Consider the following 21,969-nt stretch of genomic DNA (forward strand, 5'->3'; position numbering starts at 1 on the left):
TCAACAAGGACCCATCGCGCGGTCCTGGACTGTGCAGATCAGGTGGTGCGTGTCTGGTGCTTGAGCACGGGTCGTGCACAGCCTGATCTGCACATCACGGGTCGTCGCGTCGCGGGAAGCGGGGCCGGGGGAAGCGAGAGCTAGAACGCGGCGGGTTGGGGCGGGTGGAGCTGCCACTGAACCCGGCGGCCCGACCAGGTCGAGGTCGACCGCTCGTCCGGGCAGCAGGCTCGGCGTGGGCGCCGGGGCGGGGCGGGGAGTCCCCGTAGAGGAGACGCTCGACCACCGTGCGGCTGTGCCGACCGGCCCGCCGCCAGGTCTCGGCCAGTTCACCACCGCGTCCGGGAGCGCGAGCCATCACCCGCGACATCCCCTCGGCATCCCGTAGGTCGCTGGGGACCGAGTCCACGGGCCGGCCCCTCCAGACGACACCGGCATCCCGCAGTTGGGAGGCCAGGGACCAGGCTTCCGTGAGGACCAGACAGTCGCCGCGGGCCAGGACGCCGGCCTTGACGGCGCCCTCCAGCGCCTCGAGGGTGCTGGTGGTGCGCAGCTCCTCATGCTGGTCGGCATGCTGGAGCTGGAGCAGTTGGACGACCCACTCGACGTCCGAGAGCCCGCCCATCCCCAGCTTCAGGTGGGTGCGCCGGTCTGCCCCGCGGGGCAGCCGCTCAGCCTCCATGCGGGCCTTGAGCTTGCGGATGTCGCGCACCGCCTCGGGGGTGATGCCGTCCTTCGGCCAGCGCAGCGGGCGGATGAGGTCCTCGAAGCGACGCCCCAGGTCCTCATCGCCCGCGACCGGGCGGGCCCGCAGCAGGGCCTGGGACTCCCAGCCGGCGGACCAGCGCTCGTAGTAGGTGGCATAGCCCTCCAGGGTGCGGACCAGTGCCCCGGACCGTCCCTCGGGTCGCAGATCGGCGTCCAGCTCCAGCGTCGGGTCAGGCCCCGAGGAGGCCAAACCCTCCCGAAGGTGCGCCACGATCTCCTCGGCCTGGCGCGTCGCCACTGACGGATCGGCGCCCGGCAGCGGGTCGTGCACATAGAGCACGTCGGCATCGCTGCCATAGCCCAGCTCGCGACCACCCAACCGACCCATCCCCACGACGAGCAGCGCGGAGGCGGGCTCCTCCTCCCGCCGGGCCAGCACCTCCGCGGTCGCGACCTCCAAGGCACAACGGAGGTAGGCATCCGTCAGATCGGACAGGGCGCCACGCACGGCGGTTCCGTCCCAGTCACCGACGACATCACCGAGGACGATCCGCACCAGCTCCCGGGCACGGACCCGACGGACCGCGAGGAAGGCATCCTCGGAGCCCTCCTGACGTGCTGCCGCAGACCGCATCCGCTGCACCACCTCGTCCTGAGCGGGCGCGATCAGCCCCTTCTTGTCCCCCAGCAGCGAGACCGTCTCCGGGGAGCGGATGAGCAGATCCACGGCATACCGGCTGGAGGAGAGCACGCGGGCGAGGCGCTGGGCTGCGGTGCCCTCGTCGCGGAGCATGCCGAGATACCAGTGGGTCGTGCCGAGCGCGTCGCTGATCTGTCGGAAGGCGAGGAGCCCGGCATCCGGGTCCGCCCCGTCGGCGAACCAGGAGAGCATGACGGGCAGCAGGTGCCGCTGGATGGTCGCTCGGCGACTGACCCCGTCGGTGAGCGACTCGAGGTGGCGCATCGCCCCCGCTGGGTCGCGGAAGCCGAGCGCGGCCAGTCGCTCCCGCGCGGCCTCCGGGGAGAGCCGGGCCTCGGCGGCGGACAGGCGGGCCACGGCGGACAGCAGGGGGCGGTAGAAGAGCCGCTCGTGCAGTCGGCGCACGTCGCGCTGGACGCCGCGCCAGCGTTGCAGCAGCGCTCGCTCGGCGTCGCTGCGCTCCCCCATCGCGCGACCCAGTCGCCGGAGCTCGGCCGACGAGCTGGGCATGAGGTGGGTGCGCCGCATCTTGGGCAGTTGGACACGATGCTCCAGGCAGCGCAGCAGCCGATAGGCGTCGTCGAGGACCTTGAGGTCGTCGCGGCCGACATAGCCACCCTCGGTCAAGGCGTGCAGCGCCTCCAGAGTGGTGCCCGAGCGCAGGCTCTCATCGGTGCGCCCGTGCACCAACTGCAGCAACTGGATGCTGAACTCGATGTCCCGGATGCCACCGGGTCCCAACTTGAGTTGGCGATCGGCCTCGCCGGCCTTGACGTGCTCCTCCACCCGACGCCGCATGCTCTGGACGTCCTCGACGAAGTTCTCGCGCTCCGTGGCCGACCACACCATCGGCGCCACCATCTCCAGCCACTCCTGGCCCAGTTCCTCGTCGCCGGCGACCACCCGGGCCTTGAGCAGCGCCTGGAACTCCCAGGTCTTGGCCCAGCGCTCGTAATACTCCTTGTGCGAGTGCAGCGACCGGATCAGCGGCCCGTGCTTGCCCTCCGGGCGCAGCGCGGCATCGACCTGCCAGAGCGCGCCCTCGCCGGTGGACTGTGAGCAGATCCGCATCACCGCGCTGGCCAACTTGGTCCCGATCCGCAGGGCCTCCTCCTCGCGCTCGTGGGAGTCCTGGCTGCCCTCGTCGCCGTCACCGACCGGTGCCGCGAGGAAGATCACGTCCACGTCGCTGATGTAGTTCAGCTCCCGCCCACCGGTCTTGCCCATCCCGATGATCGTCAGCCGGGCCAGCTCCTCGTGCTCGGTCTCGGCGCGCGCCAGCAGCAGCGCACCCTCCAGCGCCGCGCCCGCGAGATCGGCCAGCCACCGACCGACCTCCGGCATCTGCGCGGTGCAGTCGGTGCTGGTCAGATCCGCTGCCGCCACCCGGACCAGCTGGCGGCGGTAGGCCACCCGCAGCGCCTCAGCCCCCTCCGTCCCCCGCAGGTCCCGCACCGCCTCCACGACCGCGCCTGGCTCCGGGGCAGCGCCCGAGGCGACCTCCCCGATGTGCTCGGGGTGGCGTAACAGGTGATCTCCGAGGGCTGTTGACCCGCCCAGCAGCGCGAGCAACCTGCGCCGCGGGTCGCCGCCACCGCGCAGCACCTCGGCCGTCGGCCTGCTAGCCGCGCCGCCCTCGGCACCGTGGCTGCGCGGGTCGAGAAGCCGCACCAGCGCCAGCAGCGCCGCATCGGGATCGGCCACCGTCGCCAGATCCCCGAGCAGCGACGACACATCCAGCGCCCCGGCTCCCCCGTCGGAGTCATCGGTCCCGAGCCGGCCGAGCACCTCGCTGAGCATCGTGCCCGAGCGGGTGACATCGGCCAGCCCGGCCCGGGCCAGCTCGCCCGACCCCACGGTGAGGGGTGCGCGGTCGGAGGTCACGGCATACCTGCTCGGGATCGGGGGCTGGGGCGCAGACTCACAGGTGGAGCAGGTAGCGGTCCAGCTCGAAGCGGGTCACCTGCGAGCGGTACTCGCCCCACTCCTGCCACTTGTTGCGCAGGTAGAAGTCGAAGACCTGCTCGCCCAGCACGTCGGCGACGAGGTCGGAGTCCTCCATCACGGCGACGGCCTCCCCCAGGCTCTGCGGAAGGGGGTCGATGCCCATCGCGCGCCGCTCGGCGTCGGTCAGCGCCCACGCGTCGTCCTCAGCCTCCGGCGGCAGGTCGTACCCCTCCTTGATGCCGCGCAGACCGGCCGCGAGGATCACCGCGTAGGTCAGGTAGGGGTTGCACGCCGAGTCGATCGAGCGCACCTCGATCCGGCGCGAGTGCCCCTTGCCGATGGAGTACATCGGCACGCGGGCCAGCGCGGAGCGGTTGTTATGTCCCCAGCAGACGTAGGCCGGGGCCTCACCGCCGCCCCAGAGCCGCTTGTAGGAGTTGACCCACTGGTTGGTCACCGCGCAGATCTCGCGGCTGTGCGCGAGCACGCCGGCCATGAAGCGGCGCCCGGTCTGGGAGAGCTCGTAGGAGGCGCTGGGCTCGTAGAAGGCGTTGGAGTCGCCCTCGAAGAGCGAGACGTGCGTGTGCATGCCCGAGCCCGGGTGGGCGGCGAGCGGCTTGGGCATGAAACTGGCGAACGCCTTGTCCTGCAGCGCCACCTCCCGCACGACCGCGCGGAAGGTGATGATGTTGTCCGCCATCGCGAGCGCGTCGGCATAGCGCAGGTCGATCTCCTGCTGCCCCGGCCCGCCCTCGTGGTGGCTGAACTCGACGCTGATCCCCATCTGCTCGAGGGTGTCGATCGCGTCCCGTCGGAAGTCGTGACCGTCGCCGCGCGCCACGTGGTCGAAGAAGCCCGCCTGGTCAACCGGGACCGGCCCGACGCTGGGGTCGTAGGGCTCCTTGAACAGGTAGAACTCGATCTCGGGGTGGGTGTAGAAGGTGAAGCCCTCCTCCGCCGCCGAGGACAGCGCGCGCCGCAGGATGTGCCGCGAGTCGGTCGCCGCAGGCGTGCCGTCGGGCATGTGGATGTCGCAGAACATCCGGGCGGTCCGCTCTCGCCAGGGCAGGACCTGGAAGGTGTCGGCATCGGGCTGGATCACCATGTCGGCCTCGTAGACCCGGGTGAAGCCCTCGATCACGCTGCCGTCGATGCCGATGCCCTCGGTGAACGCCTGCTCCAACTCGGCCGGCGCGACGGCCACCGACTTCAGGGTGCCGAGGATGTCGGTGAACCAGAGCCGGACGAACCGGATGTCCCTCTCCTCGATGGTGCGGAGGACATACTCCTGCTGGCGGTTCATGGTTCTCATCCTGCCGTATCCCCCAGGTCCTGGGTCGCCCGGGCGTAGTCGCGGGCGAGCTGCTCCAGATCCGCCCGGTATGCCGAGTAGCTGCACCCCTGCCCGTTCGCCTTGACCTCGATCCCCTCCTGCTCCCAGTGGGGCCGGGCGCGGTGGATGAGGTCGCCGGCGAGGTCGCCCTGCCGGTTGGTGACGCGCCACCAGGTGACATTGCCGCCCCAGTGCCGCAACACCTGTCCGACCTGCCGCGGCCCCATTCCGACCAGGGCGCCTACGTCCCCGTAGGAGACCACGTGGCCGGGCGGCACCTGCTCGATGGCACGCAGCACCCGCTCGACGCGTTCGTCAGCGTCGCTCACCTGACGAGGGTTGCGATCAGTCGTTGTCCATCAGTCGTTGTCATTGAGCGGGTTGTTGTCCCACTGAGAGGAGTCGGCATCGCCGGAGCGCCACTCCTCCTCCTCGCGGTCTTCGTCGTCCCAGGCGGCTGTCCGGTCGGCCGCGGTGGCGTAGGCCTCGCGGGCCTGCTCCTCCGACTCGTACGGGCCCATCAGATCCCCGATCCGGGCCCGGTCCGGGGAGTCCGCAGACTCGACCTGGTTGGTGCGGGTGTTGAACCAGAACGGCATACCTCGTCCTCTCGGGTGGTCCGGCGCCCCGGTGCGCGACGCCTAGACTGAACCCTATGCCCACCCTCTCCCCGCTCGCCCCTGGAACGGTCAGCCCGAGGCTGCCCGTGCCTGCCTCGATCGCCCGCCCGGAGTATGTCGACCGGCCGGCTCCGGAGGCCTTCACCGGCTCCGAGGTCAAGGACGCGGAGACGATCGAGCGGATGCGGGCGGCGGGCCGCCTGGCGGCGCAGGCCCTGGCGCTGTGCGGCTCGCTGGTGCGCCCTGGGGTGACCACCGATGAGATCGATCGTGCCGGGCACGAGTTCCTGCTCGACCACGGCGCCTACCCCTCGACGCTGGGCTATCGCGGCTTCCCCAAGTCGCTGTGCAGCTCGGTCAACGAGGTCGTGTGCCACGGCATCCCGGACGACCGGGAGCTGCGCGATGGGGACATCTGCAATATCGACATCACCGCCTACCTGGGCGGGGTGCACGGGGACAACAACGCGACCTTCCTGTGCGGCGACGTGGCTGACGAGACGCGGCTGCTCGTCGAGCGCACGCAGGAAGCCCTGATGCGGGCGATCCGCGCCGCCCGTCCGGGTCGGCAGATCAACGTGATCGGGCGCGTGATCGAGAGCTATGCCCAGCGGTTCGGGTATGGCGTGGTCCGCGAGTTCACCGGCCACGGGGTCGGTGAGGCCTTCCACTCCGGGCTGGTGGTGCCGCACTACGACGCCGCCCCGGACTACGACACCCTCATCGAGCCCGGCATGACGTTCACCATCGAGCCCATGCTCAACCTCGGCACGCCCGAGTGGGTGGAATGGGAGGACGGGTGGACCGTGCTCACCGCGGACGGTCGGCCCTCAGCGCAGTTCGAGCACACCATCCTGATCACCGACGACGGCGCGGAGATCCTCACGCTGCCCTGATCCTGACCTGATCCTGCCCTGCGCCGAGCGACGCGGGAGCCGAGCGCTCGCGCCCGGCCGGGACACGACATACCCTGTCGGGCATGGCGAACAAGCACGTCCTGGGCATCGACATCGGCGGCAGCGGGATCAAGGGAGCGCCCGTCAACCTCAAGAAGGGGGAGTTGTCGGCCGACCGGGTCCGGATCGACACCCCCGAGGGCGCAACGCCCAGCGACGTGGCGGGGGTGGTCGCGGAGGTGGCCGATCATTTCGCCGGGGACCTGGACAAGAAGTCGCCGATCGGCATCACCGTGCCGGCGGTCGCCCAGCGGGGCGTCGTGCGCTCCGCCGCCAATATCGACGCGTCCTGGATCGACACCGACGCGGACGCCCTGTTCACCGAGCGCCTCGGCCGGTCGGTCCACGTGGTCAACGACGCTGACGCGGCGGGCGTGGCCGAGGTGCACTACGGGGCGGGTCGGGACGAGAAGGGCGTGGTGCTGCTGACCACGCTCGGGACCGGGATCGGCTCGGCCCTGTTCATCGACGGGATCCTGGTGCCGAACACCGAGCTCGGGCACCTGGAGATCGACGGGCACGACGCGGAGACGCGTGCGGCGAACAGCGCGCGCGAGCGCGAGGAGCTGTCCTGGGAAGACTGGGCGGAGCGCCTACAGCGCTACTACTCCGTCGTCGAGGCGCTCTTCTCCCCCGACCTGATCATCGTCGGTGGTGGGGTGTCGAAGAAGGCGAAGAAGTTCCTCCCGCTGCTGAGCACGCGGGCCCCGATCGTCCCGGCCGAGCTGAAGAACGAGGCCGGGATCATCGGCGCTGCCTGGCACGCCGAGCACCTGGGGTAAGGGCGCGCGCAGTCCCACTACCAGCTGGTGTGGCGAGGGCGACCCTCGTCGTAGCCAGCCGCACCCTGGATGCCCACGATCGCCCGACCACGGAACTCCCCGATCGTGCTGGCGCCGGCGTAGGTGAAGGCCGAGCGCACACCGGAGATGATCTGGTCGAGCACGTCCTCGACGCCGGGGCGCTGCGGGTCCAGGAACATCCGGCCCGAGGAGATCCCCTCCTCAAAGAGTGCCGACCGGGCGCGCTCGAAGGCCGAGAGCTCGCGGGTGCGGTTGCGAACAGCGCGGGCGGACGCCATACCGAAGGACTCCTTGTAGAGCCGACCGTCCACGTCACGGCGCAGGTCCCCCGGCGACTCCAGCGTGCCGGCGAACCACGAGCCGACCATCACCGAGGCGGCGCCCGCGGCGAGCGCGAGGGCGACGTCGCGGGGGTACTTGACGCCGCCGTCGGCCCAGACGTGGGCGCCCAGGTCGCGGGCTGCCTCGGCGCACTCGAGGACGGCGGAGAACTGCGGGCGACCGACACCGGTCATCATCCGGGTGGTGCACATGGCGCCCGGGCCGACGCCGACCTTGAGCACATCGGCGCCCGCCTCGACGAGATCCTCGACCCCGGCGCGGGCCACGATATTGCCGGCGACGACCGGGACACGGTGGCCGGTGCGGGCCTCGTGCTCGTCCCTGGCCGCGACGACCTGCGGCAGAGCGTCGATCATCTTGTCCTGGTGGCCGTGGGCGGTGTCCACCACGAGCACGTCCGCGCCAGCCGCGAGGAGCTCGGCAGCCTTCCCCGGCACATCGCCATTGATGCCGACCGCGGCGCCCACGACGAGCTGTCCGTCGCTGTCCACGGCCGGTCGGTAGATCGCCGAGCGCAACAGACCGGTGCGGGTGACGACACCGCGCAGCAGGCCACCGGCGACGACGGGGGCGAGTGCGAGCCCGACATCCTCGAGCTGGTCGAAGGCCTCACGCAGGTCAACGCCGTCCTCGAGGACGAGGCGCGGCTCCTTCATCACATCGGCGACGGAGGCGAAGCGGTCGACCTCCTCGGTGTCGCTCTCGGTCACCAGGCCCACGGGCTGCCCTGCCTCGACGACGACCGCGGCGTGGTGAGCGCGCTTGTTCATCACGGACAGCAGCTGGGCCACCGGGGCGGTGCGCTCGATGACGATCGGCGTCTCGTAGACGGTGTGCGCAGCCTTGACCCGCTCGATGGTCTTGCGCACCTCCGGCAGCGGGATGTCCTGCGGAAGCACCGCGATGCCGCCGCGGCGCGCGACCGTCTCGGCCATCCGGCGACCGGCCACGGCCGTCATATTGGCCACCACGATCGGCAGCGTCGTCCCGACCCCGTCCGGGGTGCTCAGGTCGACGTCCATCCGCGAGGTCACCCCCGAGCGGGAGGGGACCATGAAGACGTCGTTGTAGGTCAGATCGTGCGTCGGAACCGTGCCGTTGAGGAACTCCACGGGGCACTAGCCTACGTGGGCGCCCTTCGGCAGCCGGCCTGCGCCCGGGTGCACGGATGGCGGTCGGGTGGGTTGCGGCATACGGTCGGGGCATGGAGATCACCCACCTCGGCCACGCCTGTCTCCTCATCGAGAGCGGCGACCAACGGATCCTGATCGACCCCGGCAACTTCTCCGAGCTGGACGGGCTGCGCGACCTGACGGCCGTCATCGTGACCCACCAGCACGCCGACCACTGCGACCTGGAGCGCGTCCCCGGGCTGCTTGCCGACAACCCGGACGCGACCGTGCTCACCGAGCCGCAGACCGCTGAGCAGCTGGAGGAGAAGGGCCTGGGCGAGCGGGTGGAGCGCCTGGTCGCCGGCCAGGTCGTGCAGCTGGGCTCCGTGGAGGTCACCCCGGTCGGTGAGCTGCACGCACCCAACCATCCCTACGTGCCCCGCGTCGGCAACGTGGGCGTCGTGCTGCGCGGCGACGGCCCGACCCTCTACCACCCCGGCGACGCCGTCGACGGCGAGCCGGGCGAGGTAGACCTGCTCGCGGTGCCGATCAACGCCCCGTGGAGCAAGGTCGCCGAGACGATCGAGTTCGTCCGCCGGATCGCGCCAGCCCGGGCGATCATTCCGATCCACGATGCGCTCCTCAGCGACGCCGGGCGGAAGATGTACCTCACGCACGTCGGCGACTTCGGTGCCGACGGTGGGGTGGAGGTGCTCGATCTGCGCGGGGCAGGCGCGACGTCCGTCTGAGTTCAACGGTCTGAGTTCACCCCAGAAGGTGTGGGTGGATGAGACGGCCGGTACGCCGGGTTCTGTCCCTCCGCGCCGTTACCGGCACTGCGGAGGTGGCGACCATCCATCTAGGGCGATCGTTGCCGATCGCCTCCAGCGGCCTACCCGTACGCTCGGGCGGGCAGCCCTCGAACGCGCACTGTCTGACCTTGCTCCCGGTGGGGTTTACCTAGCCACGCCAGTCACCTGGCGTGCTGGTGGTCTCTTACACCACCCTTTCACCCTGACCTCCCGCCTGGGCGGGAGGCGGTCTGCTCTCTGTGGCACTGTCCCGCGGGTCACCCCGGGTGGCCGTTAGCCACCACCGTGCCCTGTGGAGCCCGGACGTTCCTCGGCGGACCCGAAGGTCCGACGCGGCCGCCTGGCCGACTCATCCAGCCACCAGTCTACCGACTTTCGCCCACACGTTCGGTCGGCGCTCTCGCGAGCATCCGGCGCGTCCGGTGGCCGGTGTCGGCGACACGGTGGACGTCCGGTGGGTCAAAGGAGGGTGGCGAGAGTGCGGGCGACGCCGTCCTCGTCATTGCCCGGTATGACGTGATCCGCCACCGCGAGCACGTCCGGGTGGGCATTGGCGACGGCGTGGGCGACGCCGGCCCACTCCAGCATCGGCAGGTCGTTCGGCATGTCGCCGAAGGCCCAGACCTGCTCGGCCGGTATCGGCGGGTCCAGCTCCTCGCACCAGTGCGCCAGGGCCAGGGCCTTGGTCACGCCGGGCGGCACGATCTCGGTCATCCGGATCGCGCCCGAGTGCGAGACCTCGGCCCGCTGCCCCACGATCTCGGCGACCAACCCGGTGAGCTCCTCGGTGTGCAGGGAGGGGTGCCGCACGAGGATCTTGCCGGCGTCCACGGCACCGATCTCGGCCAGTTCCCCGACCAGCCACTGACCGTCCTCGCGGCCGCTGGCCCGCTCGAAGTGGGGCTCGCGGGCGAAGCCGCGCAGCGACTCGGTGGCCAGCGCCACCTCCGGCAGGTCACGCCGCAGGTCGGCGAGCAACTCGGCGACGAGGGTGGTGTCCATCAGCCGGTGGGCCACCACTTCGCGGCGCCCCAGGTCGTAGGTGAACGCGCCGTTGCCGCACAGCGCGAGCCCGCTCACGCCGAGATCGGCCAGCTCATCCAGCCACCGGGGCGGCCGCGCCGTCACCAGCACCACCCGCACCCCGATCCCGGCCACTTGGTCGAGCACCTCCCGGGTGTAGTCCGAGACCGTGCCGCCGGTGCGCAGCAGGGTGCCGTCGCAGTCGGTCGCGACCACGTCCGGTATGCCGCCAGGCCGGGTCATCCCTCGCCCTCACCACCCACGATGGCCAGGTCGACATTGCGCTCCAGAATGTCGGCCGCCTCGACCTTGACCGTCACGGTGGTGCCCAGATCGGCACTGCCCCTGGCGATCTCGCTGACCGGCGGGTCGGTGAGCTGGACGACGGCGTCGCCGCGCGGCATCTCGTCCACCACGACCGCCTCGAAGGTGTCGCCTACCCGGTCACACAGCACGGCTGCCTCGACCGCGCTGATGCAGGCCCGGTCCACCGAGCGCGCACGGCGGTCGCTCTCCTTCATGATCTCGGGCAGCTCGGCGAGGGACTCGCGCGCCCAGTCCGGCACGTCCCTGCCTGCGGAGAGTGCCTCGCAGATGGCCAGGCCCCAGCGGTCGACCAGCCGACGCAAGGGCGCGGTGACGTGCGCATAGGGCGCCGCGAGCGCCGACTGCACCCGCTCCTCCTCCGGCGGCAGCTCGCCGTCGAAGGCGGTGTAGGCCGCCCCGCGAAAGAGTGAGGTGGCGGCGTTGACGATCGCCAGGTGTGCGGGGTCGCTCTTGTCCAGGGTGCGCAGGAACTCGCCATAGCTCATCCCCTTCTCCCACTCCACGCCCAGGCCCTTGGCCTCGCGCCGGAAGCGGGCGACATCCTGCTCGGACGGCACGGGCATGGTGCGCAGGATCCCGATCCCGCCCTCCAGCATCATCTGCCCGGCAACCATCCCGGTGAGCAGCGAGATCTGGGCGTTCCAGTCCTCCGACGGCAGGAGCGGACGCTGGCGCAGCACATAACTCTCGCCCTCCTGATGCACCTCCTGCTGGGGCATCGGCAGGCTGGCGCCGCCGCGGTCGATCTCGCGCTGGATCCGGACCTCGCCGACCTCCTTGAGCAGCAGGAGAGTCTCCTCCCCCTCGCCGGAGTCGATGAGCTCCTGGGTCTCGTGGTAGTCATACCGCCGCCGCGACCGGACCATCGCCCGGTAGACCTCGGCCTTCTCCCGTTCCCCGTTCGCTGACAGGGTCACATCCCAGACGTAGGCAGGACAGGTCTGGTCGGGCAGCAGGCTGGCCGCAGCCTCGCTCAGTTCCTGGGGGTGCAGTGGCACTCTCTTGTCGGGGCTGTAGATCGTCTGGCCACGCAGCCGGACCTCCTGGTCCAGCGAGCCGCCGATCCGGATGAAGGCGGGGACGTCGGCGATGGCGTAGCGCACCCGCCAGCCCTCCCCTGCGCGCTCGATGTGCATCGCCTGATCCAGGTCCATCGAGCCCGCCGGGTCGATGGTGATGAACTCGAGGTCGGTTTCATCACGATCCGGCAGGTCGGGTTCAGCCATGGTGTTCCGCAACTCCCCCAGCACCTGGTGCGGGAACTCCTGGCGCACCTCCATCTCGTCGCGGGCGGCCTGGAAGGCCTGCTCGAGGAGGCGACCGGTCTCGCTGGAGGCCGGGTCGCAGGACAACGTCGTCGCTTGCTGCACCATGGCCCAAAGCCTATGTGCGGACCGTCCGTGCCGCGCGGCCGCACCGGTGTCCTACCCTGCCTGACGTGCTGATCCTGCTGCCGCCGTCCGAGTCCAAGGCCACCCGTTCCCGGGGGTCCGCTCTGCGCTGGGACGGCCTCTCCTGCGCCGAGCTCACCTCCGCGCGGCAATCGGTGGCCGCCGCCCTGGCGCAGGTGAGCCGCGGGGAGTACGCCTCCGAGGTGCTCGGCGTGAGCCCCAACCTGGGCGAGGAGATCGCGCGCAACACCCGCCTGGCTCAGGCACCCACCCTCGAGGCCCGCGACCTGTACACCGGCGTGCTCTACGACGCCCTCGACCTGCCCGGACTGGACTCCCCGGCGCGGAGGCGCGCGACCTCGCGGCTGCGTGTCGTCTCGGCGCTCTACGGTGTCGTGCGGATGACCGATCGGCTCGCCCCGTACCGCCTGTCGATGGCCGTCACGCTTCCCGAAGTGGGACGCCTCGCCAGCTTCTGGAAGCCGCACCTCGAGCCGGTGCTCACCGCCGAGGCCGGTGCCGGTCTGGTCATCGACTGCCGGTCCAGCACGTATGCCGCGGCCTGGGTCCCGACCGGGAGCGCCACCGAGCGCTGGGTCCAGGTGCGGGTCCCCGGCGCCACGCACATGGCCAAGCACACCCGTGGGTTGGTGGCGCGCGCACTGTGCGTGAACGCTGCCGATCCGCGACGGCCCGAGGCGATGGTCGAGATCCTGGCTGAGCGTTTCGAGGTGGAACTGCACGCACCGCAGCGGATTGGACGTCCGTGGATCCTGGACGTTCAGCCCGCCTGAGCCGACCTCGTCAGCCGCCCGCCTCACCTGAACTCCGCGCCACCACAGACCAGGCGACCGGCACCCTGTCCCGCCAGCGCTCGGGCAGCACGTAGGCCTCGCCCTGCAGCGTCATCGAGGGATGGATCGGCCAAGGCAGGTCGTCCTGCTCCTCAACGGCCACGATCTGCAGGCCCGCCCCGATCAGCGCGCTGAGCACCTCGGCGACCGAGTGCGGCCACTCGTAGTTGCGCGGCTGGCTGATCAGCCCCTGGTCGCCGTCGGTGTAGGTGAGGCCATCGGCATACGTGTGGGCCTCCCCCGGACCGAGCGGGAAGTAGCGGTAGGCCGGGGTGAGCGCCGTCGCATCCAGGTCCTCCAGGGCGTTCGCGAACGGGTGGGAGTCCCGGAAGAAGAAGCTGCCGCCTGGTCTCAGCAGCCGGGCGATCTGCTGCGCCCACGCGGTGAGGTCGTGCAGCCAGCAGATCGTGCCGGTGGAGGTGTAGACGAGGTCGAACCGCTCACTGACCGCGTCCGCTGCGGTCAGGACGTTGCTCTCGATGAAGCGAATCTCCTGACCGGCCCGGTCAGCGATATCCCGGGCCAGCTCGAGTGAGACCGGCGACAGGTCGATCCCGGTGCAGCGGGCACCGAGGCGGGACCAGGACAGGGTGTCGGTGCCGATGTGGCACTGCAGGTGCACCAGGTCCAGACCCTCCACGCCGTGGGCCCCACCAGCGCCTCCCGCCCCACCATCCGCATCTCCTGTCGCCAGATGCGGTCGCCACAGCTCGAGATCGCGCCGAACCACCGAGGAGATGGCGTCCGGGTCGGAGACCAGGTCCGCCACGCCATACATCTGGCTCCCCAGGTGGACGCGGGCGCGGCCATCCCAGTTCTCCCGGTTCGCGGCGTAGCCCTCCTCGGGGCTGATCCGCACGTGGGTGATCGGTTCGACGGGCTGGGTCATGCTCGCGCCCTCCTCACTCCAGGGACGAGTCGAGGATGCGGACCTGGGCCGAGCCGGCGAGGTCCTCCTCGAAGGCCGGGTCGTAGAGGTGGTGGGTGTCGTTGATGAACGCGACCTGGGCGCCGCCGTCCGGCCAGACCTCGATCGCGGACAGCGAGGTGGGCGCGGTCGCGATCGACCAGGCCCGGTCGTGGTCGATCCCGAGCAACCGGCACAGCACCGACATCAGCACCACTCGGTGGGTGGCGACCACCACGATCCCGCCGCGGCCGATCGCCCGCGCCAGCGCCGCGCCGACCCGCTCGTCCACCTGGCGCCGACTCTCTCCACCCGCCGGGGCGAAGTCCAGGTCCGAGCGGAGGCGAAGGAGCTCCTCAGGGCGGCCGGAGACCAACTCGCCCATCGTCGCGCCGTCCCACTCCCCGAAGGCCTGCTCGTCCCACTCCCGGTCCTCCTCCCGCGGCACGCCGAGCTGATCGGCGATCGCCTGCCCGGTCTGCCGCGCCCGCTGCAGCGAGGAACTCACCACGCTGACCGGGCCCGGATCGGAGCGCTCGATCAGGCGGGAAACCGCGACGGCCGCGGCCCGGGCCTGGGCGAGGCCGGTGCTGTTCAGCGACGGGTCAGCCCCACCCCGACCGTCCAAGCGGTGCGACTGGGTGAAGTCGGTGACGCCGTGGCGCACCAGGATGAGCCGGGTCTCCCCCTCCAGCGTGGGGACGGTCTCGTCGGAGACGTAGACATCGCTCAGCGGGGCTCGGCCGACCCCGAAGGTTGGTGGGGTCGCAGCCGCACCCACGGCCGTCGCTAACGCCTCGTCAGTCCCGCCGTCGGTGACCTCGCTTCCAGCGTCGACACCATCGAGCAGCGTCCACTCCGCCTCCGGCTCCAGGTCTGTGCGAGACGCCCCCTGATCACCCGTCGGGACGTGGTCCTGCGTGACCGTCTCCCCGTCCATCCCCCGGTTGGACAGGGCATCGGCGTCCTTGTTGCTCTCCCGCCGGATCCAGCGGAAGTCCACGGTGCCCTCCTGCGCCTGGATCTGATCCACCAGCCGGCGGGCCTGCAGCGCGAGCCGCCGCATGTCCTCGTGCTTGATCTTCCACCGGCCGCACATCTGCTCCACGACCAGCTTGGAGTCCATCCGGACCTCGATCGCGGCCTCGTCCGCGAGCCCGAGGTCGAGCACCGCGGTCAGCCCCGCGATCAGGCCTTGATACTCCGCGACATTGTTCGACGCCTTGCCCAGGGGCGCGGCTCGCTCGGCCAGCAGCTCGCCGGTCCGCGCGTCCCGGACCAGTGCGCCATACCCGGCGACGCCCGGGTTGCCGCGGGATCCGCCATCGGCCTCGACGACCAGCGCCCTGCGCAGCGTCACAAGCCCGACTCCGTCGTTCTCACCAGGATCCGGCCGCACTCCTCACAGCGCAGCACCTCGTCCTCTGCGGCGGCCCGGATGCGGGACAGGTCGACCGCGTTGAGCTCGAGGCGGCAGCCATCGCAGCGGCGCTGGCGCAGGGCGGCCGCGCCCAGGCCGGTCTGCGCGCGGATCCGGTCATAGAGCGCCAGGAGCTCATCCGAGAGGTCGGCGACGATCTCGTCCCGGCCGGAGGCGACCTCGTCACGCTCCTGAGTGAGGGTGGCCAGCTTCTCGTCCCGGACCTCGCGCAACTGGGTCAGCCTGGCCCGGTGCTCCTCCAGCGCGGTCCGTGCCGCGCCGGCCTCGCCCTCGGCCGTCTCGACGCGCTCCATCACCTCCAGCTCCTCGTCCTCGAGCACGGTCTGCCGGCGGGCCAAGGACTCCAGCTCCCGCTGCAGTCCCTGGAGGTCCTTGGCGGTGCCCGTCCCGGCGTTCAGCCTGGCCTCGTCGCGCGCGACGCGGTCACGCACCTGCTGCACCGCTGCCTCAGCACGGTTGACCTCGCGCTGCAGGTCCCCGACGGCGGTCTCGGTCCGCACCTGCTCGGCCTCGAGGTCCGGCTCAGCCGCCTCCAGGGTGGCGATGTCGGTCGACTCGGGCAGCGTGCGCGCCTGGTGGTCGAGCTGGTTCAGCCGGGTGTCGAGGTCCTGGAGGTCCAGCAACCTCGTCTGCATCTGGGGGGTTGCTTTCACGGGGTGCCTCCTGCGGCATCGTCCTGGGTGGTCGGTTGCTCATCGTGTGTGTCGCCGTGCTGATCGTGGTCCACGTCGGTGGCAGCCCGGGCATCGACCACGAAGTCCCACGGGTCAGTGCACACGGTCGAGATCTCGATGCCGACGTGCTGGGGCAACTCTGCCGCGAGCCGGTCCCGCAGGCCGGGCAGCCACAGCCACTCACTCGCGAAGTGCCCCGCATCGATCAGGTATGGCGTGTCCCGCCCGCCCGCACGCGCGCTCGCCCGGGCCTCCTCCCGGGCCTCGATCGCCGGGTGGTGCCGCAGGTCGGCGGTGACATAGACGTCCGCCCCGCTCCTGCGCACAGCCGCGAAAGACGAATCTCCAGCGCCCCCGAGCACCGCGATGCGGCGGACGGTGGCGCCTGCGGGGCCGCTCACCCGCACCCCGCCGCCGCTGGGCGGGAGCGCATCGCTGAGCCGCTGCGCCAGCCTGGCCAGCGTGGTCTCCTCGGACAGGTCCCCGACCCGGCCCAGCTCCTGCTCCTCGGCAATCTCCAGCGCCTCCGTGAGCTGGAGGCCGCACGCCGCTGCGAGCGCCTGGCCCACGCCGGGGTCAGCCACGTCAGCGTTGGTGTGGGCGCAGTAGAGGGCGATGTCGTTGACGATCAGGTCAGTGACCGCGGCTCCCTTGGCACTCGTCGTGGCGACCGAGTGGATGCCGCGCAGGAGCAGCGGGTGGTGGGTGATGATCAGGTCGGCGCCCTGCTCGATCGCCTCGGCGATCACGTCCAGGGTGGGGTCGACCGCGAGCAGGATGGACTCGATCGTCTGCTCCGGGTCACCGGCCACCAGCCCGACCCGGTCCCAGGACTGCGCTGTCGCCGGAGGGTAGAAGCCCTCCAGCACCGCCACGACCTCGCGCAGGCGCAGCCCGTCGCGCCCCTGGTCCTCTTCTGCTCTGCTGTTGTCCACGTGGGCCCGGCCGGGCTCGAACCGACGACCTACGCGGTGTAAACGCGGCGCTCTACCAACTGAGCTACAGGCCCTTGCGAGCGACCATTGTTACAGGTCGCGGACCGCACGGTGCAGCACACCGATCTCGCGCGGCTCCCCCGGCCCCTGCACCAGGCTCCACTCCACCGAGCGCCCGGGTGAGACGAGGAAGGTGCCGCGTGTCGCCATACCGGAATCCTCGTCGAAGACGCCGTAGGCGCGGCTGGTCTCGCCATGCGGCCAGAAGTCGGACAGGAGCGGGAAGCGGTAACCCTCGATGGCCGCCCAACCCTTGAGCGCATAGGTGGGATCGCAGGAGATCCCGACCACCTGGACTCGATCGTTGACGAACTCGTCGATGTTGAGCTGGATCTCAAGGAGCTCGCCGGTGCAGATCGAGGAGAAGGCGAACGGGAAGAAGACGAGGAGCGCGTGCCGGTCAGCGACCAGTTGGTCGAGCGTGCGCCGTTGACCGTACTGGTCGGGGAGCTGGAAGTCCGGAGCGGTATCGCCCTGGGCCAGTCTCACCTGCGCCCCACCAGACGCTGCCCGACCCACTCACCCAGGGGGACGGCGCCGGCGGCGGTGAGTGAGCAGGTGGTGCAGGCCTCCTGGACCTCATGAGCGGCCAGCCGGTCCTCCCGGCGGGTGCCCGGCGTGAGCAGGGCGATGAAGCCGCCTTCCTCCATCGTCGTGAGCGCGTCCATCAACTCATCGGCAAGGTCCCCGTCCCCCTCGCGCCACCACAGCAGGACGACATCGACGACACCGTCGTAGTCCTCGTCCTCCAACGGCCCCCCGGCCAAGGTCTCCACGGCGACCCGAACGTCCTCCTCGACATCGTCGTCGTAGCCGTACTCGATGACGATCTGGTCCGGCCCGAAGCCGAGCTTGCGCACCCCTGCAGCCAGCGGACCGGCGTCGCCCTCCGTCGTCTCGATGTCTGTCTCTCGGTCCTTCGTCTCAGCCATGATGCCCCTACACAACTAGATGTTGGCGGTGCTTGTAAAGACGAAGCGGGAGGCGAACCGGGAGCCGGGCGGACGTTGCGTCAGGTTGCGTGACAGACTGGTGCGGACATCCTTGCGTGGAAAGGACACCCCCAGATGGCCCAGCAGCGCCCCGTCGGACCGATCCTGAACGGTCTACCTAGCCAGGTGCCGGACACCGACCCGGACGAGACCCAGGAGTGGCTCGACTCGTTGGACGGTGCCATCGAATCGGGCGGCCGACAGCGGGCTCGCTACCTGATGCTGCGGATGCTGGAGCGCGCGCGTGACTCCCAGGTGGGCCTGCCCTCGCTGACCACCACGGACTACATCAACACCATCCCGCCGGAGCGCGAGCCCTGGTTCCCCGGTGATGAGGAGATGGAGCGCAAGTACCGCGCCTGGATCCGGTGGAACGCCGCGGTCATGGTGCACCGTGCCCAGCGCCCGGACATCTCGGTGGGCGGCCACATCTCCACCTATGCCTCGATCTCCACGCTGTGGGAGGTCGGCTTCAACCACTTCTGGCGCGGCCGCGACCACGAGGGCGGCGGTGACCAGCTGTTCTTCCAGGGCCACGCCTCCCCCGGCATCTACGCCCGCGCCTTCCTCGAGGGCCGGCTGAGCGAAGACGACCTCGACGCCTTCCGCCAGGAAAAGTCTGGCCTGCGCGAGGGCGTCACCCCGCTGCCCTCCTACCCGCACCCGCGGTCGATGCCGGAGTTCTGGCAGTTCCCGACCGTGTCGATGGGTCTGGGCCCGATGAACGCCATCTACCAGGCTGCCTTCAACAAGTACCTGCACAACCGCGGCATCAAGGACACCAGCCAGCAGCACGTCTGGGCCTTCCTCGGCGATGGCGAGATGGATGAGCCGGAGTCGCGCGGTCTGCTCCAGGTCGCCGCCAACGACGAGCTCGACAACCTGACCTTCGTCGTCAACTGCAACCTGCAGCGCCTGGACGGACCGGTCCGAGGTAACGGCAAGATCGTCCAGGAGCTGGAGAGCTTCTTCCGCGGCGCCGGCTGGAATGTGGTGAAGGTCCTCTGGGGCCGTGGCTGGGATGAGTTGATCGCCAAGGACACCCACGGCGCACTGGTCAACCTGATGAACACCACCCCCGACGGTGACTTCCAGACCTTCCGGGCCAACGACGGCGCCTTCATCCGGGACCACTTCTTCGGCCGCGACCCGCGGACCAAGGAGATGGTCAAGGACTGGAGCGACGAAGAGGTCTGGTGGAAGCTCAAGCGCGGTGGCCACGACTACCGCAAGGTCTTCGCCGCCTACCAGGCCGCGATGAACCACACCGGCCAGCCGACCGTGATCCTGGCGCACACCATCAAGGGCTACTCGCTCGGCACCCACTTCGCGGGCCGCAACGCGACGCACCAGATGAAGAAGATGACGCTGGATGACCTCAAGGCCTTCCGCGACAGCCTCAAGATCCCGATCTCGGACGAGCAGCTCGAGGCCGACCCCTACCGTCCGCCCTACTACCACCCCGGTCAGGACGACCCGGCGATCCAGTACCTCCAGGACCGCCGCCGTCAGCTGGGTGGCTACCTGCCCAAGCGCGAGGCGGACAAGGCCCAGGCGCTGAAGCTGCCCGACGAGAAGATCTACGACGTCGCCAAGAAGGGCTCGGGCAAGCAGCAGGTTGCCACCACGATGGCCCTGGTCCGGATCTTCAAGGAATGGATCCGTGACAAGGAGTTCGGCAAGCACCTGGTGCCGATCATCCCGGACGAGGCGCGCACCTTCGGGATGGACAGCTTCTTCCCGACCGCCAAGATCTACAACGTCCACGGGCAGAACTACACCTCGGTCGACGCCGACCTGATGCTGGCCTACAAGGAGTCCACCTCCGGTCAGATCTGGCACGTCGGCATCAACGAGGGTGGCTCAGTCGCGGCCTTCACCGCCGCTGGCACCGCCTACGACACCCACGAGGTGGCGATGGTGCCGTTCTACATCTTCTACTCGATGTTCGGCTTCCAGCGCACCGGTGACGGCATCTGGGCAGCGGCGGACCAGTTGGCGCGCGGCTTCATGATCGGCGCCACGGCCGGCCGCACCACGCTGGCCGGCGAGGGCCTGCAGCACGCCGACGGCCACTCCCCCCTGCTCGCCTCCACCAACCCCGCGTGCGTGGCCTACGACCCAGCCTACGCCTACGAGTTGGCGCACATCCTGCCCGATGCGCTCGAGCGGATGTATGGCGAGAACCCCGAGGACATCTTCTACTACCTCACCGTCTACAACGAGCCGATGAGCCAGCCGGCCGAGCCGGAGGACGTGGACGTCGAGGGCATCCTCAAGGGCATGCACCGGATCAAGGCATCCGAGCCCGCAGGCGAGGGCAAGCACGTGCGGCTGCTCGCCTCCGGTGTCGGCGTGCCGTGGGCCCTGGAGGCCGAGGAACTGCTCCGCGAGGACTGGGGCGTCAGCGCCGACGTGTGGTCGGTGACCTCCTGGTCGGAGTTGCGCCGCGAGGCCATGGACTGCGACGAGGACGCCTTCCTGCACCCCGAGCAGGAACGCCGCATCCCCTACGTCACCCGCCGCCTGTCCGAGGGCACCGGTCCGGTCATCGCGACCAGCGACTACATGCGGGCGGTCCAGGACCAGATCGCCCCCTGGGTCCCGGAGGACTTCTTCGCCCTGGGTGCCGACGGCTTCGGCTTTGCCGACACCCGGGCCGCAGCCCGCCGGTTCTTCCACATCGACGGTCCGTCGATGGCGGTCAAGGCGCTGCAGATGCTCGCGGACCGCGGTGAGCTCGACCCCTCGGTTCCGCGCCAGGCCGCTGAGAAGTACCGCTTGCTCGACGTCAATGCCGGCACCTCGGGCAATGTCGGAGGCGACGCCTGAGCAGCTCCGAGCTCGTCCAGGGCCCTCCCGACCGCGGTCGGGAGGGCCCTTCGGGCATCGACGGTCTGCCGCGCCGTTCCGGTGGACTCGCCACCGCCGCCGTGCGCCGGATGGAGACCGAGCACTCCTGGTTCCGTGAGCTGAGCGCCGATGACCGCTCCTGGATCTCGGTCATCGCCCAGTCCGGGATCCAGTCCCTCTTGTCCTGGTATGCCGCAGGCTGCCCGGGCGGTTCCGCGCCGGATGACATGTTCACCAGTGCCCCGAGCTCGCTGGCCAAGGCCATCTCCTTGCACCAGGCGCTGGACCTGACCCGCACCGCGATCGCCACCGTCGAGGACGCTGTGCCCGACCTGGTGGATGCCGAGGAGCAGCCCGAGCTGCGCGAGGCTGTGCTGACCTACTCCCGCGAGATCGCCTTCACGGCCGCAGCCTTCTATGCCCGGGCAGCCGAGCGCAGAGGCCGGTGGGACGCCCGTCTCGAGTCCTTGGTCGTGCACGCCGTCGTCCGTGGTGAGGCCGACGACACCCTGGCCTCCCGGGCCGCGGAGCTGGGCTGGGAGTCGGTCGCCGGCGTCGCGGTCGTGGTGGGCCCGCTGCCGGAGGGTGACAGCCGAACGGCCCTCGGCGAGTTGCGCGCAGCGGTGCTGGAGCTCGGCCGCGAGGCGCTCGTCGCCGTCCTCGGCCCCCGGATGATCTGCATCGTGGGCGGGACCCAGGATCCCCTCGCCGACGCCACCCACGTCGTCGAACGCTTCGCTCCCGGCCCGGTCGTCGTCGGTCCGCGGGTGCCGCACCTGTTCGCCGCCGGCCGCAGCGCGCGGGCGGCCATCTCCGGTGCCGACGCCGCCCGCGCCTGGCCCGCCGCACCCCGACCGGTGGCCGCCGACGAGCTGCTCGCCGAGCGCGCGCTTCTCGGTGAGCAGCCGGCCCGTCGAGTGCTCGCGGACCGCGTCTACCTCCCACTGCGCAAGCAGCACCCTGAACTGTTGGACACCGTCCAGGCCTATCTCGAGCGTGGCACCGTGCTGGAGGCCACCGCGCGCGACCTCTTCCTGCACCCCAACACGGTGCGCTACCGCCTGCGGCGGGTAGCCGAGGTGGTCGGGCTGGACCCGCACACCCCCCGTGACGCCTGGGTGCTGCAGGTGGCGCTGGCGCTCGGGCGGATGAGCCACCGCCACCTCTGAGGACCCCTGC

19 protein-coding genes, 1 tRNA gene and 1 other RNA gene are annotated in these 21,969 nt (G+C 70.5%); 6 read left to right on the top strand and 15 right to left on the bottom strand.

Annotation, left to right across the window (positions count from 1 at the left end):
- Positions 1-94 precede the first annotated feature (94 nt).
- From ACQBAT_RS09230 to ACQBAT_RS09245, 4 genes are all read right to left on the bottom strand, one after another.
- Positions 95-3,208, bottom strand: a complete 3,114-nt coding sequence (locus ACQBAT_RS09230; RefSeq protein ID WP_427197761.1) for a bifunctional [glutamine synthetase] adenylyltransferase/[glutamine synthetase]-adenylyl-L-tyrosine phosphorylase — start codon at positions 3,206-3,208, stop codon at positions 95-97.
- A gap of 121 nt (positions 3,209-3,329) precedes the next feature.
- Positions 3,330-4,658, bottom strand: coding sequence for a glutamine synthetase family protein (locus tag ACQBAT_RS09235; protein WP_420748167.1), 1,329 nt, complete (start codon positions 4,656-4,658; stop codon positions 3,330-3,332).
- 5 nt (positions 4,659-4,663) lie between these two features.
- Positions 4,664-5,017, bottom strand: coding sequence for an MGMT family protein (locus tag ACQBAT_RS09240; RefSeq protein WP_420748166.1), 354 nt, complete (start codon positions 5,015-5,017; stop codon positions 4,664-4,666).
- Between the two features lie 30 nt (positions 5,018-5,047).
- A complete protein-coding gene (locus ACQBAT_RS09245) occupies positions 5,048-5,287 on the bottom strand; it encodes a methionine aminopeptidase (protein WP_420748165.1) in 240 nt (79 codons plus the stop codon).
- A 56-nt stretch (positions 5,288-5,343) separates the two neighbouring features.
- On the opposite strand from ACQBAT_RS09245, the gene map reads away from it, so the two are divergent.
- A complete protein-coding gene (map, locus tag ACQBAT_RS09250) occupies positions 5,344-6,204 on the top strand; it encodes a type I methionyl aminopeptidase (protein ID WP_420748164.1) in 861 nt (286 codons plus the stop codon).
- A gap of 83 nt (positions 6,205-6,287) precedes the next feature.
- Positions 6,288-7,046 (top strand): polyphosphate--glucose phosphotransferase, encoded by a 759-nt coding sequence (gene ppgK / locus ACQBAT_RS09255; RefSeq protein ID WP_420748163.1) that lies wholly within the window; start codon positions 6,288-6,290, stop codon positions 7,044-7,046.
- A 17-nt stretch (positions 7,047-7,063) separates the two neighbouring features.
- Here the strand turns inward: ppgK and ACQBAT_RS09260 are convergent, their stop codons facing one another.
- Complete coding sequence (locus ACQBAT_RS09260) at positions 7,064-8,521, bottom strand: GuaB1 family IMP dehydrogenase-related protein (RefSeq protein ID WP_420748162.1); 1,458 nt, start codon at positions 8,519-8,521, stop codon at positions 7,064-7,066.
- Between the two features lie 92 nt (positions 8,522-8,613).
- Between ACQBAT_RS09260 and ACQBAT_RS09265 the strand changes: the two genes are divergently transcribed.
- A complete protein-coding gene (locus ACQBAT_RS09265) occupies positions 8,614-9,270 on the top strand; it encodes an MBL fold metallo-hydrolase (protein ID WP_420748161.1) in 657 nt (218 codons plus the stop codon).
- A 35-nt stretch (positions 9,271-9,305) separates the two neighbouring features.
- Here the strand turns inward: ACQBAT_RS09265 and rnpB are convergent.
- The 3 genes from rnpB to ACQBAT_RS09280 form a co-directional block, all read right to left on the bottom strand.
- Positions 9,306-9,685: RNase P RNA component class A (rnpB, locus tag ACQBAT_RS09270), an RNA gene on the bottom strand.
- A 107-nt stretch (positions 9,686-9,792) separates the two neighbouring features.
- Positions 9,793-10,599 carry an HAD family hydrolase gene (locus ACQBAT_RS09275; protein ID WP_420748160.1) on the bottom strand — a complete coding sequence of 269 codons (807 nt, stop codon included), beginning with the start codon at positions 10,597-10,599 and terminating at the stop codon, positions 9,793-9,795.
- The gene (locus ACQBAT_RS09280; RefSeq protein ID WP_420748159.1) at positions 10,596-12,056 is read right to left on the bottom strand and encodes an RNB domain-containing ribonuclease; all 1,461 of its coding nucleotides are present in this window, start codon (positions 12,054-12,056) and stop codon (positions 10,596-10,598) included. Before ACQBAT_RS09280 ends, ACQBAT_RS09275 begins: the two co-directional genes overlap by 4 nt.
- 65 nt (positions 12,057-12,121) lie before the next feature.
- On the opposite strand from ACQBAT_RS09280, the gene ACQBAT_RS09285 reads away from it, so the two are divergent.
- A complete protein-coding gene (locus ACQBAT_RS09285; protein ID WP_420748158.1) occupies positions 12,122-12,868 on the top strand; it encodes a YaaA family protein in 747 nt (248 codons plus the stop codon).
- 10 nt (positions 12,869-12,878) lie between these two features.
- Here ACQBAT_RS09285 and ACQBAT_RS09290 read toward each other — a convergent pair whose 3' ends face one another.
- The 7 genes from ACQBAT_RS09290 to ACQBAT_RS09320 all read right to left on the bottom strand — a co-directional run bounded on the left by ACQBAT_RS09290 (position 12,879) and on the right by ACQBAT_RS09320 (position 17,877).
- Positions 12,879-13,817 carry a class I SAM-dependent methyltransferase gene (locus ACQBAT_RS09290; RefSeq protein ID WP_420748157.1) on the bottom strand — a complete coding sequence of 313 codons (939 nt, stop codon included), beginning with the start codon at positions 13,815-13,817 and terminating at the stop codon, positions 12,879-12,881.
- A 13-nt stretch (positions 13,818-13,830) separates the two neighbouring features.
- Positions 13,831-15,195 carry a bifunctional RNase H/acid phosphatase gene (locus tag ACQBAT_RS09295; RefSeq protein ID WP_420748156.1) on the bottom strand — a complete coding sequence of 455 codons (1,365 nt, stop codon included), beginning with the start codon at positions 15,193-15,195 and terminating at the stop codon, positions 13,831-13,833.
- Positions 15,192-15,929, bottom strand: coding sequence for a zinc ribbon domain-containing protein (locus tag ACQBAT_RS09300; protein ID WP_420748155.1), 738 nt, complete (start codon positions 15,927-15,929; stop codon positions 15,192-15,194). Before ACQBAT_RS09300 ends, ACQBAT_RS09295 begins: the two co-directional genes overlap by 4 nt.
- A complete protein-coding gene (locus ACQBAT_RS09305; protein ID WP_420748154.1) occupies positions 15,926-16,885 on the bottom strand; it encodes a Nif3-like dinuclear metal center hexameric protein in 960 nt (319 codons plus the stop codon). The genes ACQBAT_RS09300 and ACQBAT_RS09305 overlap by 4 nt, the downstream gene beginning before the upstream one ends.
- Position 16,886: 1 nt before the next feature.
- Positions 16,887-16,959: transfer RNA gene (locus ACQBAT_RS09310), tRNA-Val, on the bottom strand.
- Positions 16,960-16,975: 16 nt separating this feature from the next.
- Positions 16,976-17,434 carry a peroxiredoxin gene (locus ACQBAT_RS09315; RefSeq protein ID WP_420748153.1) on the bottom strand — a complete coding sequence of 153 codons (459 nt, stop codon included), beginning with the start codon at positions 17,432-17,434 and terminating at the stop codon, positions 16,976-16,978.
- Positions 17,431-17,877 carry a DUF3052 domain-containing protein gene (locus tag ACQBAT_RS09320; protein ID WP_420748152.1) on the bottom strand — a complete coding sequence of 149 codons (447 nt, stop codon included), beginning with the start codon at positions 17,875-17,877 and terminating at the stop codon, positions 17,431-17,433. Before ACQBAT_RS09320 ends, ACQBAT_RS09315 begins: the two co-directional genes overlap by 4 nt.
- A 135-nt stretch (positions 17,878-18,012) precedes the next feature.
- Here ACQBAT_RS09320 and aceE point away from each other — a divergent pair, with 135 nt between their 5' ends.
- Both aceE and ACQBAT_RS09330 read left to right on the top strand, forming a co-directional pair.
- The gene (aceE, locus tag ACQBAT_RS09325; protein ID WP_420748151.1) at positions 18,013-20,769 is read left to right on the top strand and encodes a pyruvate dehydrogenase (acetyl-transferring), homodimeric type; all 2,757 of its coding nucleotides are present in this window, start codon (positions 18,013-18,015) and stop codon (positions 20,767-20,769) included.
- A gap of 110 nt (positions 20,770-20,879) precedes the next feature.
- Complete coding sequence (locus tag ACQBAT_RS09330) at positions 20,880-21,959, top strand: PucR family transcriptional regulator (RefSeq protein ID WP_420748150.1); 1,080 nt, start codon at positions 20,880-20,882, stop codon at positions 21,957-21,959.
- Positions 21,960-21,969 lie beyond the last annotated feature (10 nt).

The organism is Ornithinimicrobium pulveris (genome assembly GCF_050261105.1).
Lineage (GTDB): Bacteria > Actinomycetota > Actinomycetes > Actinomycetales > Dermatophilaceae > Ornithinicoccus.